A 14705-nucleotide genomic window follows, 5' to 3' on the forward strand; every position below is an offset into this window, starting at 1 on the left:
ATGAGTAAATTCTTTAAGCAATAACAATCCTGTATCAGAAGATAAGTCACCACCATCAAAATTTAATCGTATTTTACTATTGCTTTCTAAACAAATATCATATAAACTAAACATTGAGAACCCTCCCTTTGTTTGGTATTTGTTTAGCAACTATATTATAACAAATTTGGGCCCTCTTTTTCATGTTTTTATTTCACTTTTTAAGTGAAATGCAGTTTAGTAAAAAATTAAGTTAATATGGGCTATAGAACTCTTTTAAATAAATTCCATGAATAATTCAGGTTAATTTATAATTTTATTTTTGTTTTTTTATTGATGCTATTTATTTATATACTATTAAAGGGGTTTCGTTCTTTTATACAATTAAAGCCTGATGGTGATGCCAGACTTGTAATGTATAATTTTGATAAAAAAGATAGTAAAATATTTTTAATAAGGTTATTAATAAATAGGGCTTTTTTTCCGATAATAAAATGAAGGAATTTATAAAAAAATGTAGAATAAAATAAGTATAATATATATACAAAGGGGTACTGCAAATGAATGAATTAGTTAAAGATTTTATTAATGAAATTGCATTAACTAAATCTTTAAGTCGAAATACAATTGAAAGCTATAGTAGAGATTTACAACAATTTTTAGAATATCTAAAAAATGAAAATTTAGATTATAGAAAAGTAAAGAGAACTAATATTATTGCTTATATATTATACCTTCAAAAGGAAGGAAAAGCTACATCATCCATTTTAAGAAGTTTGGCAACTCTTCGTGCCTTCTATAAGCAAAATATAGTTAAGGGATTAATCGAACAAGATCCTACAATTGATATCGAAGCTCCAAAGGTTGAAAAAAAGTTCCCTGAGATATTAACTATTGATGAGGTTGAAACACTTCTTGCAATGCCAAATGAAGGAGAACCAAAAGGAGCAAGAGATAAGGCAATGCTTGAGATTTTGTATGCAACTGGTATTAGGGTAACAGAATTAATAAATCTAAATATAGATGATGTAAATTTGCTTTTAGGATATGTAAAATGCAACGGTTCAAAAGAAAGGATTGTTCCAATAGGAAAGCTTGCAATAGAAGCATTAACAAATTATGTGGAAAAATATAGATATACATTCTTAAAAAATGAAGAAGAGTGTGCTTTGTTTTTGAATCATAGAGGAGAAAGGCTAACAAGACAAGGATTTTGGAAAGTAATAAAGTATTATGCCAAATTGGCAAATATACAAAAAGAAATAACCCCCCATACCTTAAGACATTCATTTGCAGCACATTTAATAGAGAATGGAGCAGATTTACGTTCGGTTCAGCAAATGTTAGGACATTCTGATATATCAACTACTCAAATCTATGCAGAATTATTAAAAAACAAAATTAGTGATGTTTATAAGAAGTCTCATCCAAGGGCATAAACGATATAAAATTCTCTAAAAGATAAAAAAACAATCTTTTAGAGAATTTTATTTTTAATTTTTAAAGATTTAGTTAACTTAATAGTTTAAAGTCTTTTCTTTTTTGAAAAAATAAGATATAATAAAAATCCCAAGATTATTAAGAAAATTATTAAAACAAGAGGTGATTTTATGGTTAATAGGGTTACATTAATAGTACTTGATAGTGTAGGAATTGGGGAGTTACCAGATGCACACGAATATAATGACCAAGGAAGCAATACTCTTGGTAATATAGCAAAGGAGATTAAAAACTTTGAGCTTCCTAATTTGCAAAGACTTGGTTTGGGGTATATAGAAGGGGTAAATGAATATAAAAAAGTAGATAATGTAATTGGTTCATATGGTAGATCACTTGAGATGTCAAAGGGTAAAGATACAACTACAGGCCATTGGGAAATATCAGGACTCATTTTAGAAAAGGCATTCCCAACATATCCAAATGGATTTCCTAAAGAGTTAATTGAGGAATTTGAAAGCAAAATAGGTAGAAAAGTCATAGGAAATAAACCTGCATCGGGAACAGCTATTATTGAAGAATTAGGAGATGAACACGTAAGAACGGGATATCCAATTGTTTATACTTCAGCAGATAGTGTTTTTCAAATTGCTGCACACGAAGAAATAATTCCATTAGAAGAGCTTTATAAAATGTGCCAAATAGCAAGAGATATGCTAAAGGACGAACATGGAGTTGGTAGAGTAATTGCAAGACCATTTGTGGGAACAAGTGGAAGCTATAAAAGAACTCCAAACAGAAGAGATTTTTCAATGAAGCCATTTAAAAAGACATTGCTAAATTATATTGCAGAAAATGGTATGGATGTTTGTGCTGTTGGTAAGATAGAAGATATTTTCGGAGGATATGGTATTACAAAGGCTGTACATACAAAAAATAATATGGATGGAGTAGATAAAACAATTGAATATCTTAAGGAAAATACAAGAGGGTTAATATTTACAAATTTAGTTGATTTTGATATGGTGTACGGACATAGAAATGATGTTGAAGGATATGCAAGAGCATTAAAGGAATTTGATGATAGAATACCAGAAATCATTAATAATTTAAGGGATGATGATATTCTTATTATAACAGCTGACCATGGATGTGATCCAACAACACCAAGTACTGACCACTCCCGTGAGTACATACCAATTTTCGTTTATGGAAAAAATATTAAACCGGGAGTGAATATTGGTACAAGAAAGTCCTTTGCTGATATTGGTAAAACAATTGCAGAATTATTAAATATAGAAACTGATATTGCAGGAGAAAGCTTTGCAAAGGAAATCTTAAAATAACAGGAGGGCATATACAATGAATTATATGGAGAAGTTAAATGCAGCATGTCAATATATTAAAGATAAGATAAAGGAAGAACCTAAAGTAGCGATTATATTAGGTTCAGGTCTTGGTAGTTTAGCTGATGAAGTTAAAAATAGAGTTGAATTAAACTATAATGAAATACCAAACTTCCCAGTATCAACAGTTGAAGGTCATGCAGGAAAATTTATATATGGTGAATTGAACGATAATAAGGTTATTATGATGCAGGGAAGATTCCATTTCTATGAAGGGTATGATATGCATACAGTAACTTTCCCAATAAGAGTTTTAAAATTATTGGGTGTAGAAAAGTTAATAGTTACTAATGCTGCTGGTGGTGTTAATACTAATTTTAAACCTGGAGATTTAATGATAATAAATGACCATATTAACTTTTCAGGTACAAATCCTCTTATAGGAGCAAATTTAAATGAATTTGGACCAAGATTCCCAGATATGTCAAATGCTTATTGTAAAGAATTAATTAATACTGCAAAGGATGTGGCAAAGGAATTAGGAATAGAATTAAAAGAAGGTGTTTATTTTATGATGACTGGTCCATCCTATGAAACACCAGCAGAAATTAGAATGATTAGAATTTTAGGTGGAGATGCAGTTGGTATGTCAACTGTCCCTGAAGTAATTGTTGCAAATCACAGTGGTATGAAGGTTTTAGGTATTTCCTGCATTACAAATATGGCTGCTGGAATATTAGAAGTTCCATTAAGTCACGAAGAAGTTATTGAAACATCCAACTTAGTTAAGGATAAATTTAAAAATTTAGTAAGCGGAATTGTAACAAGAATGTAAAGGGGGAATACATATGAGAATGTATGATATAATTCTTAAAAAGAGAAATGGCGAAGAATTGACAAAAGAAGAAATAGACTTTTTTGTTGATGGGTATACAAAAGGAGAAATACCAGATTATCAGGTTTCTGCACTATTAATGGCAATATTTTTTAATAAAATGACAAAGAGAGAAACTGCGGACTTAACAATGGCAATGGTTAATTCAGGAGAAACTATAGATTTGTCAGAGATACAAGGAATAAAAGTAGATAAACATAGTACAGGTGGTGTTGGAGATAAGACTACTCTTGTACTTGCTCCAATGGTGGCAGCCTGTGGAGTTCCAGTTGCCAAAATGTCAGGAAGAGGCTTAGGACATACAGGAGGTACAATAGATAAATTAGAATCTATAAAGGGCTTCTCTGTTGAAATGACAAAAAAACAATTTATAGAAAATGTGAATAGAATTAAGATGGCAGTAGGAGGACAAACAGCTGATTTAGCTCCAGCTGATAAAAAGTTATATGCTCTAAGAGATGTTACTGCAACTGTTGATAATGTTTCATTAATTGCATCAAGTATAATGAGTAAAAAGATAGCAGCAGGTGCAGATGCGATTGTTCTTGATGTTAAAACAGGTACTGGTGCATTTATGAAAACATTAGACGATTCCTTTGAACTTGCTCAAGAAATGGTGGATATAGGTACTAATGTAGGTAGAAATACTATAGCAGTTATTTCAGATATGGACCAACCATTAGGATATGCTGTTGGTAATGCTTTAGAAGTGAAAGAGGCAGTTGAAACACTTAAAGGGAAAGGACCAGAGGATCTATTAGAACTATGTATTGTTTTAGGAACTCAAATGCTACTTCTTGCAGGTAGAGCAAATACTGAAGAGGAAGCAAGAAAAATGTTACAGGAAACAATAACATCAGGATCTGCTTACGAAAAGTTTAAGGAGTTTGTAAAGGCACAGGGTGGAGATGTTTCAGTAATTGAAGATTTAGAACTTCTACCAAAGGCACAACATATTATAGAAGTTAAGGCAGATAGAGAAGGTTATATTACAAAAATTATAGCTGACCAAATAGGTATATCTGCATTAATATTAGGTGCAGGTAGAGAGACTAAGGAGAGTCCAATAGATCCTGCAGTTGGTATAATAATCAAAGAAAAGGTTGGAAGCTATGTAAAAAAAGGAGATGTAATAGCATATCTATATGCTAATGATTTAAATAAAGCAAAGATATCAGAACAAAAATTATTAGAGGCATATCATATAGAGGAACAAAAATTAGAAGAAAGACCATTGATTTTTGGTATTGTTACAAAGGATGGAATAAAGAGATTTTAATTTTTAAGCGGCATTAACTTAAATTAGTTAATGTCGCTTTTCTTTTTTGTTATTTGTTTTTATTAATACATTTTGAAAAACAGGGAAAACTAACAATAAATAAAAATCTTTAGGGAGGGAAATAAAAATGAATAAAAGATTAAACGTAATTTTCCTTACTATACTACTTGTTTTTATGTTTACATATCAAGTAAAGGCGGAAGTAAAGGTTGAACCAAATTTGAACTGTAGGTCAGCAATATTAGTAGAATTTACAACAGGTAAGATACTGTATGAATACAAATCCCACGAAAAACTTGCACCTGCAAGTGTCACTAAAATAATGACTATGCTTCTTGTTATGGAAGCTATAGATAGTGGTAAAATAAAGCTATCTGATAAAGTTGTTGTTAGCGAAAATGCTAAAAGATTAGGTGGTAGTACTATGTATCTTGAGACTGGCGAAGTTAGAACTGTTGAGGAACTTTTAAAGGGAGCAGCAGTAGAATCAGCTAATGATGCTTGTGTTGCTTTAGCAGAATTTTTATGTGGAACAGAAGAAGAATTTGTAAAAAAGATGAACGAAAGGGCAAAAGCATTAGGAATGAATAATACACACTTTGTTAACTGCTATGGTTTTTATGATCCTAATCACTATACATCAGCCTATGATATAGCCATTATGTCAAGGGAATTATTAAAGCATTCCAAGATATTAGATTATACAACTATTTGGATGGAGACAATAACTGAAGGTAGAAAAACACCTTTTACACTTGTAAATAGGAATAAGATGTTAAAGGCATATAAAGGTTGTGACGGATTAAAAACAGGCTATACAAAGGAAGCTATGTATTGTATTTCAGCAACAGCTAAAAGAGGAAACGTTAGATTGATATCTGTTATTATGGGGGCTCCAAGTGCAAAAGAAAGAAATGCAATGGCAGCACAATTGCTTGATGTTGGATTTGCAAAATATGATAGTTTTGATGTAGTTAAAAAGGGTGAAGTGGTAGGTGAAGTTAGTATTCCTAAAGCAAAGCCTGAAAGTGTAAAGGTTGTTGCAAAGGATAACTTGAATGTTGTTGTTGAAAAGGGTAATAAACCGAATATTCAAAAGAAAATAGAAATTTTTAAGGATTTAAGATTACCAATTAATAAAGGTGAGACAGTTGGTGTAATAAAGGCGGTAGATGGTGATAATGTTTATGGTCAAGTAGAAGCTATAGTAGATTGTAAGATAGAAAAGATGAAGTTTATAGATACCTTAAATAGAGTATTTAAGAGTTTCTTAAACGCTAATTGAGGAGTTGAATTATCAACTCCTTCAGATTGTTGACAAATCCACTTGTAAGCTAAAGTATAGAAAAGCCCCATGAAAGGATTTCAATAGGCTCTTTCATGAGCTTTAGCAATTATTGCTTTTCGGCTTTGAAAAAGTCCGTAATTCGGCACAGGACGTGCCGAGCCGAGCGGCCATCAGGACGATGGCATCGCGAGGGTAGGACTTTTTCAAACAAAGAAAAGCTTAGAATTGCTTAGCGAAATGAATCGATGCCCAAGAAATCCTTCATGGGGCTAATCAATATATAACTTTTTCAACAGCCAGGAGGAGTTGAATTATCAACTTCTTTTTGTTTAAATATATTTTTTATGTTATACTATTTAAGGTGGGTGGTATAAATGTATGATAATGTAGTAAGAAAAATTATAGAAATATTAAAAGAATATAAAATAGAGTTCTATTTAGTTGGAGGTGCTGTTAGAGATTTAATAATTGGTATAGATCCAATTGATTATGATTTCGTAGCACAGGTAGATAGAAAAAAACATTTAGAAATAAGTCGAAATATTTCCAAAAAATTAAATTGTGAATTTATCTATAATAAACATTACTGCACCTCAAAGTTTATTATAGATGGAGAGGACATTGATTTTGTAATGGCAAGGCAGGAAACATATGATGGAATAGCTTCAACTCCATTGGTAAAAGAAGGTACATTATATGAAGATTTAAAAAGAAGGGATTTTACTATAAATACAATTGCCTATGATATTTTGAATGATAAATTTATTGATTATTTTAACGGGATAAATGATATAAAAAATAAAAAAATTGTAGTTTTGCATTCAAAAAGTTTTAGAGATGATCCAACTCGTTTTTTTAGAGGAATAAAATATGCAAGTAGATTAAATTTCAATTTTTGTAATTATACATACGATTTGATGAGAGAATGTGTAGAAAATAAATATTTTGATTACTTACCTATAAGTAGAATTAGAAGGGAGATTGATGATTTACTAAAAATAGATGATTATAAAGTTGTTATTACGCTATTTATTTATTTTGATTTTTTTAATGAGTATTTTAACTCCTCAATTGATATAAACATACCTATAGGTAATTTTAAACTACTTGAATCTGAAGAAAAATATATATGTTTATTCTTTAAAAATAATGAAGAGACATTAGAGATAATAAAAAATAGATTGAGTTTATCAAAAAATTTCATTCAAAAATGTTTGAAATTAAGAGAATTAAATGGTATTCTAAAGTATGATGATTATGATATATATAGATATTTAGTATTAAATAAAAAGCAATTTAATAGTGCATTACTCTTAAATTGCTTTAGGGATAAAAGAATTGAGAACTTTATTAAAAATATAAATTATAAGATAGACAATGATAAGATATTAAATGTAAATCCAAGGGATAGAAGTGATTATATTGTAAATGCTACAGTACAACATTTAATTGATTTAGGAGGTAAAAATGTTTAATCGTTCTTTAAGTGAATTAATATTTGTAAGTATAGCTGTTATTGTATCATTAACTATTCACGAGTATTCACACGCTTTAGCAGCCACTTTGCTTGGGGATGACACACCAAAGGCATATGATAGGTTAACTTTAAATCCTTTTTCACATATAGATATAGCAGGTTTGATTGCACTTTTAATAGTTCGATTTGGATGGGCAAAACCTGTACCTGTTAATCCCTACAACTTTAAAAATAAAAGAATAGGTATAATAATAACATCTTTGGCGGGACCATTATCAAATATAATTCTTGCATTTTTTTCTATTGTGATTTTATTTAAAGTGAATTTTACACAGGAGACACTTGGAGTTGCTGAATTTTTAAAAATATTATTTTTTATAAATACAGGACTTGCTGTTTTTAACATTCTACCAATTCCACCTTTAGATGGATCAAAGATATTTGCAGAATTATTTAGGGGTAAGGTAGCTTATTATATCTATTCTATGGAGAGGTATTCAACAGTTGTATTGCTTATGTTGCTTTGGTTCACTCCGTTTAGGAATCTATTAGTATTTATTAATCAAAAATTAGGTATTTTACTAATAAGATTAGCAGAAATTTTAATTTAAGGTGAGGTTAAATGTCAATAAATATTAAAATAGAAGCATTTGAAGGGCCATTAGATCTACTATTACATCTTATAAAAAAGGCAGAGGTAGATATATACGATATACCTATAGCAGAAATAACAGAGCAGTATATTCAATATTTAAAAACAATGGAGGAGCTAAATTTAGATATAGCAAGTGAATTTTTGGTTATGGCAGCAACATTACTTGAGATTAAGTCAAAGATGCTCTTGCCAAGAAAAAAAACACAGGAGGATGAACAGGTTGAAGAGGATCCAAGAAAAGAGATAGTTGAAAAACTTATAGAGTATAAAAAATATAAAGAGTTTGCAGAACAGTTAAAAATGATTGAGGAACAAAGTTCAATTTATTTTAAGCCACCAGAAATAATTGATGATATTGAGAGTAAGGATGTATTTTTCAAAAATATAACCTTAGAAAATTTAATGTTTGCATTTAAAAAAGTAATTGAAGCATATGAAAGAAGAACAAATAAAAAAAATCTGATAGATGAAAATATAAGCCATGATGAATATAGAATTGAGGATAAGATGAATTATATTATAGGATTAGTTGAAGTGTATAAAAGAATTAGGTTTACGCGTTTTTTTGAGGAAGCAAAATGTAAAATTGAACTTATTGTAACATTTCTTGCTATGCTTGAACTTATAAAAATAAGAAAAATAAGAGTATATCAAAGTGGAAATTTTGAAGATATATATATAGAAGGGCAGGAGGAAGAATGGCAGAATCAGATTTTTTAAAGAAATTTGGACTATCTGAGAATACTGAAAGAATAAAAGGTATTATTGAGTCAATCCTCTTTGCAGTTGGAGATGGAGTTGATATTAAAGAGTTATCTTCAATTATTGATATTGACTTAAAAGAGTTAAAAAGCATATTAAAGGATTTATCTTTAGAATATGAAAAAGATAATAGAGGGCTAATGCTAATTGAATACAATAATAAAATTCAATTGGCAACAAAACCTGAGTATTCAACATATATTAAGAAGATTTTAAAGCCAGAATCTAAGCAAAATTTATCACAAGCAGCAATTGAAACATTGGCAATAATTGCATACAAACAGCCTATAACTAAGGTAGAAATAGATGAAATTAGAGGTGTAAGAAGTGATAGGGCAATAAGCACTCTTCTTGAAAGGGGACTTATCAAAGAGAGTGGAAGGCTTGATACAACAGGTAGACCAATACTTTATTGTACAACAGATGAGTTTTTAAAGTATTTTGGTTTTAAAAATATTAATGAATTACCTGAGCTAATTGAATTAAAATTGGAAAATGAGGAAGAATAATATTAGATTATTCTTCCTCATTTTTTAATTTAGGTGGTTTACTATGAAATATGTTATATTGTTAATTTTTATATTATTATTGTTTATGCCTATAAATATATCAATAATTTATGATGAAAAAAGTTTTTTTATTAAAATTTACAATTTCAAAGTAATAAATTTATTTAAAAAAAAGAAAACTAATAAAGTAAAAGAAAAACCTAAAATAAAGTTTAATTATAGATTTGCTTCTCATTACATTAGACCAACAATCAATAACATAAATTATCTTTTAAAAAGAATAAATTTAAGACTAAACTACAATCTAAAAGTTTCAAGTAGTGATGCATTTTATGCTGCAATGATTTTTGGAGTTTTAAATTCCGTTTTACCTGTTTTATTTGCATATTTATCTAATAATTATAAGTTTTATCATAGTGGAAGTATTTATTGTGATTTCAATTCAACAAAACCAAAACTTGAGTTTAAACTTTCTATAAGTTTTAATTTAATGATAATAATAATATTTTTAATAAAATCATTTATAATCTTAATAAAAATTTACAAGGGTGGTGTTTTATATGGCAGAGCATCCAATAGAAGGATTGATGAGAACTACAATGGATAATTTAAAAAAGATGATCGATGTCAACACAATTGTTGGTGAACCAGTAGAAACAAAGGATGGAAAAGTTATTATACCAATTTCTAAAGTATCAATGGGATTTGTATCGGGTGGAAGTGAATTTAAACAATCAGACTCAGACAAAAATAATTCTTCGTATCCCTTTGGAGGAGGAAGTGGAGCAGGAGTTTCAGTACAACCAATTGCTTTTTTAGTTGTTGGAGAAGATGTTAGACTATTACCTGCAACTGAAATGAACTATGTTGAAAGAATACTTGACAACGTTCCTGAACTTTTAAAGGATTTAATAAAAAATTTTAAAAAGAAAAAAGAAAATAAGGAAGATGAAAATTTTAATCCATCATAAGAGCAATTAACAATTGCGCTTATATAGGAGTGTTCAAAATGAAAAGATACTTAAACATATTATTATTAATACTGATATTTATACTCTCGTCAAGTTTAAAAATGCATTCAGTTCCTACAAGTAAAAAAATAACATTAAATTCCTATGCTGCTGTTGTAATAGATCAGAATTCAGGTAGAATTTTATACAGTAAAAACAGTGATATAAGACTTCCTATGGCAAGTACAACAAAAATAATGACTACTATAGTTGCATTAGAAAAGGGTAATTTAAATGATAAGGTAATAATAAGTAAAAAAGCAGCTTCAATAGGAGGTTCAAATGTTGGGCTTATTGCTGGTGAAAAAATTTCGTTAGAAGAGTTATTATATGGATTGATGTTGCGTTCAGGTAATGATGCAGCTATTGCTATAGCAGAACACATAGGTGGAAATGTAGATAATTTTTTAAAGATGATGAATGAAAAGGCAATTGAAATTGGTGCATTTAATACATCCTTTAAAACACCTCATGGACTTGACGCTGATGGCCATTATACAACGGCTGAAGATTTAGCTAAAATTACAGCGTATGCTATGAAAAATGAAATTTTTAATAAAATAGTTTCAACAAAAGAGATATCTTCAGGTATTAGTGGTAAATTTAATAGAAGTTACTCTAATATAAATAAATTCTTATATAGAGTTGAAAATGCCGATGGAGTTAAGACAGGTTATACAGGTGGTGCGGGGAAGTGTTTAGTTGCATCAGTGAGGCACGATTATGGTAGATATATTTGTGTTGTTTTAAATAGTTCCGATAGATGGAAGGATGCAGAGGAACTTGTGAAATATGCAAAAGAAAATTATAAATTTATAAAGCTTTATAATAAAGGTGATGAAATAAAAAGTCTAAGAGTATTTGGAGGAAAATCAAGATATATAATATCCTTAACCGAAAATGATGTTTTTATTCCGATAAAATCCGAAGAGGCCCAATATATTAGAACAGAGGCATTTGTTCCTTCTGTAATCTTCTCACCTATAAAAAAGGGTGATGTTTTAGGTAATTTAGTTATCTATTATGACGGAAATATAATTGCTAAATATCCTGTAGTTAGTGATAGAGATGTTGACAGGAAAAATTTAATAAATACAATAACTGATACCTTTAAAAGTATAACAATTAAATAATTATATGCGGGGCTACCTATATTTAGGTAGCCTTTTTGTAACAATTTTTTATAAACTGAATAATCTATAAAAGAAGGGGGGGTTTTGGTGTATAGATTTGTTGAGTGCATAGACGCAGGCTCTGATTTTTGTCCTTGCCATTTAGCAGAAAAGGGAGAATGTATAATCTGTAGCCAACTTCAAAACAAGATTTTCTGTGATTGTTTATATTGGAAAGGAACTTGCATATATCAAGAACTAATTAACAATGGGAACAAAGCCAAAAAAAATAGAGAATATAAAAAATACAATATAGTATCTGTTAAAAAAATAAGAGATGATTTATATTTGTTTGAAGTAAAAGTCACAAATTATTTGGTTAGAGAGTTGGACAATTTTGGAGCATTTGTTTTTATTAAGAAACCTCAAAATCCAGATTATTTTGGCACTCCTATTTCAATTATGGATGTTGATTATGAAAAATCTACTATAACTATGCTAATAAAAGTACACGGGGTAAAGACTAAGGATATAGCAGAGTGTAGTGAAAATATTATGATAAAGGGACCATATTGGAATGGAATACAGGGACAAAGATTTTTAAGAAATCTAAAAAATACAAATGTATTGATTTTAGGTCGTGGAGTTGCAGCGTCTCCAGGTGTACTAGCTACAAGAAGACTAAAACTATATGATAACAATATATTTGCTCTACTTGATAAGGGAAGAAGCCAAGAGAATGCGTGTACTTCGTATTATAAAAAGTATGGAGCAAATGTTGAAAATTTAAATATTGTCAACTATAAAACAAATTATTTAACAGATGATTTTATAGATAAAATTGATAAAATTTTAAGCTCAAATAAGATACCAGTGATATTAGTTGCTGGAGATGATGATTTTAATAGATTACTAATTAATTATATATATAAATTAAATAATAAAATATATTTTGCCAGTGTTAATAACCATATTATGTGCTGTGGAGAAGGTGTATGTGGAAGTTGTCAAATAAAATTATCAGAAAAGTATATACGTTCCTGCAAGCAACAATACAATCCGATTGAATATTATTTAATGGAGGATGGTAATAAATGAGGGTTGTTGTAGTTGGTGGTGGTTGGGCCGGCTGTGCTGCTGCGTTACAAGCAAAAAAATGTGGAGCAGATGTTATTTTAATAGAAAGAACTGATATGCTTTTAGGGTTAGGTAATGTTGGTGGAATAATGAGAAACAATGGAAGATTTACTGCTGCAGAAGAACTAATTGCTTTAGGAGCAGATGATTTGTTTAAAATAATTGAGAGGTGCACAAGACATAAAAATATAGATTTTCCAGGACATAAACACGCAGATTTATATGATGTAACGATTATAGAGGCAAATATAAGACGATATCTTTTAAGTTCAGGTATCGAAATAAAATTTGAAACAAGAGCAGTGGATGTAGATGTTGAAAAGAATCATATCAACGCAATTTATCTTCAGGATGGGCAGAGTATTGAAGGAGATGTATATATTGAAACAACAGGTTCAACAGGCCCTATGGGTAACTGTATAAGATATGGCAAAGGATGTTCTATGTGTATATTAAGATGCCCAGCATATGGGCCAAGAGTTAGTTTAAGTCAAAGAGCAGGAGTAGAAGATATACTTGCAATGAGAGATGATGGTATCTTTGGAGCAATGAGTGGTTCTTGCAAACTTGATAAAAATTCTCTATCAGAGGAAATAAGATCAGAATTAGATGCTAAAGGTGTATATATTACAGATGTACCAAAGGAGGATATACATCCAGAAAAATTGAAAATGAAGGTATGTCAGCAATATGCTCTTAAAGAATTCGCAGAAAAGGTTATTTTATTGGATACTGGACACGCAAAGCTTATGACGAGTTATTATCCGTTGGAAAATTTAAGAAAGTTAAAGGGTTTTGAAAATGTAAGATTTATTGACCCGTATGCAGGAGGAAGAGCAAACTCTATAAGATATCTATCAATGGCACCAAGGGATAATACAATGAAGGTAGTAGGACTTGATAACCTTTTTGTTGGTGGAGAAAAGAGTGGGTTATTTGTGGGACACACAGAAGCAATAGTAACAGGAACCTTAGCAGGATATAATGCTGTAAGAAGTGTACTTGGATTGAAATGCATAGAATTACCATCATCATTAGCAGTTGGAGATATAATTAAATATGAAAACGAAGGTAAGAAAAATAAAAAAGGACTTACTAAAAGATATACTTTTGCAGGTTCGGAATATTTTGAAAGAATGAAGAGTTTAGGATTATATATAACAGATGTTGAAGAAATAAAACAAAAGGTAAGTAAGCTAATGATTGATGGAATATTTAAAGAAAAGCTTATTTAGGGGCAAATGATGCCCCTTTGTCTTTTGCAATAATCCATATATATGTTTGCAGCAACTAATGTATCATCGTATGCTCTATGGCTTTTCAAATTTAACCCATAGAAGTTTTTTATTGTTTCTAATTTATGATTTGGAAGTTGTGGGTATATTTTTTTTGCTATTTTTACAGTATCTATAAAAATATTATTTATAATATCTTTATTATACAAGTAAAAAGAAGAATATTTAATGAATTTACCATCAAAACCTGCATTATGTGCAACTATGGGTAGATCTTCAATAAATTTTATAAATTTAGGAAATACTTGATCTATAGTAGGTTTTGTTTTGACCATATCATTAGAAATACCATTAATTGAAGTTATATAACTTGGTATTTCTATTTTAGGATTAATTAGTGTATGAAAGGAATCAATTATATTATAATTATCATATTTTATTGCTGCTATTTCTACTATTTTATCACTTTCTGGATGAAGTCCAGTTGTTTCTAAATCCAATGCTACAAAAGATTTGTATACTTTTTCAGAATAAATTATTTTTTTTATTGACATTTTTTCAGCTCCTTTTAAAAGATTACAAGA

Annotated in this window: 15 protein-coding genes; 14 read left to right on the forward strand and 1 reads right to left on the reverse strand. The window is 29.5% G+C overall.

The genetic code is table 11. The features are described from left to right. Positions 1–539 precede the first annotated feature (539 nt). The 14 genes from xerD to BUB63_RS01660 all read left to right on the forward strand — a co-directional run bounded on the left by xerD (position 540) and on the right by BUB63_RS01660 (position 14121). Entirely contained in the window at positions 540–1418 is an 879-nt protein-coding gene (gene xerD, locus BUB63_RS01595) for a site-specific tyrosine recombinase XerD (RefSeq protein WP_027308259.1), read from the forward strand. Positions 1419–1589: 171 nt separating this feature from the next. Then, entirely contained in the window at positions 1590–2762 is a 1173-nt protein-coding gene (locus BUB63_RS01600) for a phosphopentomutase (RefSeq protein ID WP_073247728.1), read from the forward strand. Positions 2763–2778: 16 nt separating this feature from the next. Further along, on the forward strand, positions 2779–3597 hold the full coding sequence (locus BUB63_RS01605; protein WP_073247729.1) for a purine-nucleoside phosphorylase: 819 nt from the start codon (positions 2779–2781) through the stop codon (positions 3595–3597). 13 nt (positions 3598–3610) lie between these two features. Then, positions 3611–4936, forward strand: a complete 1326-nt coding sequence (locus BUB63_RS01610; RefSeq protein ID WP_073247730.1) for a pyrimidine-nucleoside phosphorylase — start codon at positions 3611–3613, stop codon at positions 4934–4936. Positions 4937–5063: 127 nt separating this feature from the next. Then, positions 5064–6221: a D-alanyl-D-alanine carboxypeptidase family protein gene (locus tag BUB63_RS01615; RefSeq protein WP_073247731.1), complete on the forward strand. Its 1158-nt coding sequence runs from the start codon at positions 5064–5066 to the stop codon at positions 6219–6221. Between the two features lie 377 nt (positions 6222–6598). Next, entirely contained in the window at positions 6599–7699 is a 1101-nt protein-coding gene (locus BUB63_RS01620) for a tRNA nucleotidyltransferase/poly(A) polymerase family protein (RefSeq protein ID WP_073247732.1), read from the forward strand. After that, a complete protein-coding gene (locus BUB63_RS01625; protein WP_073247733.1) occupies positions 7692–8312 on the forward strand; it encodes a site-2 protease family protein in 621 nt (206 codons plus the stop codon). The genes BUB63_RS01620 and BUB63_RS01625 overlap by 8 nt, the downstream gene beginning before the upstream one ends. Positions 8313–8323: 11 nt before the next feature. After that, positions 8324–9076, forward strand: a complete 753-nt coding sequence (locus BUB63_RS01630) for a segregation/condensation protein A (protein WP_073247734.1) — start codon at positions 8324–8326, stop codon at positions 9074–9076. After that, on the forward strand, positions 9055–9627 hold the full coding sequence (scpB, locus tag BUB63_RS01635) for an SMC-Scp complex subunit ScpB (protein ID WP_073247735.1): 573 nt from the start codon (positions 9055–9057) through the stop codon (positions 9625–9627). Before BUB63_RS01630 ends, scpB begins: the two co-directional genes overlap by 22 nt. Positions 9628–9670: 43 nt before the next feature. Next, positions 9671–10234 (forward strand): hypothetical protein, encoded by a 564-nt coding sequence (locus tag BUB63_RS01640; RefSeq protein WP_073247736.1) that lies wholly within the window; start codon positions 9671–9673, stop codon positions 10232–10234. After that, entirely contained in the window at positions 10188–10598 is a 411-nt protein-coding gene (gene ytfJ, locus BUB63_RS01645; RefSeq protein ID WP_073247737.1) for a GerW family sporulation protein, read from the forward strand. Before BUB63_RS01640 ends, ytfJ begins: the two co-directional genes overlap by 47 nt. Before the next feature lie 38 nt (positions 10599–10636). Beyond that, a complete protein-coding gene (locus BUB63_RS01650) occupies positions 10637–11770 on the forward strand; it encodes a D-alanyl-D-alanine carboxypeptidase family protein (protein ID WP_027308248.1) in 1134 nt (377 codons plus the stop codon). An 87-nt stretch (positions 11771–11857) separates the two neighbouring features. After that, the gene (locus BUB63_RS01655) at positions 11858–12847 is read left to right on the forward strand and encodes a sulfide/dihydroorotate dehydrogenase-like FAD/NAD-binding protein (RefSeq protein WP_035165891.1); all 990 of its coding nucleotides are present in this window, start codon (positions 11858–11860) and stop codon (positions 12845–12847) included. Continuing rightward, on the forward strand, positions 12844–14121 hold the full coding sequence (locus BUB63_RS01660; protein WP_027308246.1) for an FAD-dependent oxidoreductase: 1278 nt from the start codon (positions 12844–12846) through the stop codon (positions 14119–14121). Before BUB63_RS01655 ends, BUB63_RS01660 begins: the two co-directional genes overlap by 4 nt. Here BUB63_RS01660 and BUB63_RS01665 read toward each other — a convergent pair. Further along, positions 14118–14675 carry a 3'-5' exonuclease gene (locus BUB63_RS01665; protein WP_051350605.1) on the reverse strand — a complete coding sequence of 186 codons (558 nt, stop codon included), beginning with the start codon at positions 14673–14675 and terminating at the stop codon, positions 14118–14120. The two genes, BUB63_RS01660 and BUB63_RS01665, sit on opposite strands and share 4 nt — an antisense overlap. Positions 14676–14705 lie beyond the last annotated feature (30 nt).

The sequence above is a fragment of the Caloramator proteoclasticus DSM 10124 genome (genome assembly GCF_900129265.1).
In the GTDB taxonomy this organism is placed as follows: Bacteria; Bacillota; Clostridia; order Clostridiales; family Caloramatoraceae; genus Thermobrachium; species Thermobrachium proteoclasticum.

Coding starts and splice junctions, on each gene's coding strand:
- xerD (WP_027308259.1), top strand. CDS start 540: ATGAATGAATTAGTTAAAGATTTTATTAATGAAATTGCATTAACTAAA.
- BUB63_RS01600 (WP_073247728.1), top strand. CDS start 1,590: ATGGTTAATAGGGTTACATTAATAGTACTTGATAGTGTAGGAATTGGG.
- BUB63_RS01605 (WP_073247729.1), top strand. CDS start 2,779: ATGAATTATATGGAGAAGTTAAATGCAGCATGTCAATATATTAAAGAT.
- BUB63_RS01610 (WP_073247730.1), top strand. CDS start 3,611: ATGAGAATGTATGATATAATTCTTAAAAAGAGAAATGGCGAAGAATTG.
- BUB63_RS01615 (WP_073247731.1), top strand. CDS start 5,064: ATGAATAAAAGATTAAACGTAATTTTCCTTACTATACTACTTGTTTTT.
- BUB63_RS01620 (WP_073247732.1), top strand. CDS start 6,599: ATGTATGATAATGTAGTAAGAAAAATTATAGAAATATTAAAAGAATAT.
- BUB63_RS01625 (WP_073247733.1), top strand. CDS start 7,692: ATGTTTAATCGTTCTTTAAGTGAATTAATATTTGTAAGTATAGCTGTT.
- BUB63_RS01630 (WP_073247734.1), top strand. CDS start 8,324: ATGTCAATAAATATTAAAATAGAAGCATTTGAAGGGCCATTAGATCTA.
- scpB (WP_073247735.1), top strand. CDS start 9,055: ATGGCAGAATCAGATTTTTTAAAGAAATTTGGACTATCTGAGAATACT.
- BUB63_RS01640 (WP_073247736.1), top strand. CDS start 9,671: ATGAAATATGTTATATTGTTAATTTTTATATTATTATTGTTTATGCCT.
- ytfJ (WP_073247737.1), top strand. CDS start 10,188: ATGGCAGAGCATCCAATAGAAGGATTGATGAGAACTACAATGGATAAT.
- BUB63_RS01650 (WP_027308248.1), top strand. CDS start 10,637: ATGAAAAGATACTTAAACATATTATTATTAATACTGATATTTATACTC.
- BUB63_RS01660 (WP_027308246.1), top strand. CDS start 12,844: ATGAGGGTTGTTGTAGTTGGTGGTGGTTGGGCCGGCTGTGCTGCTGCG.
- BUB63_RS01665 (WP_051350605.1), bottom strand. CDS start 14,675: ATGTCAATAAAAAAAATAATTTATTCTGAAAAAGTATACAAATCTTTT.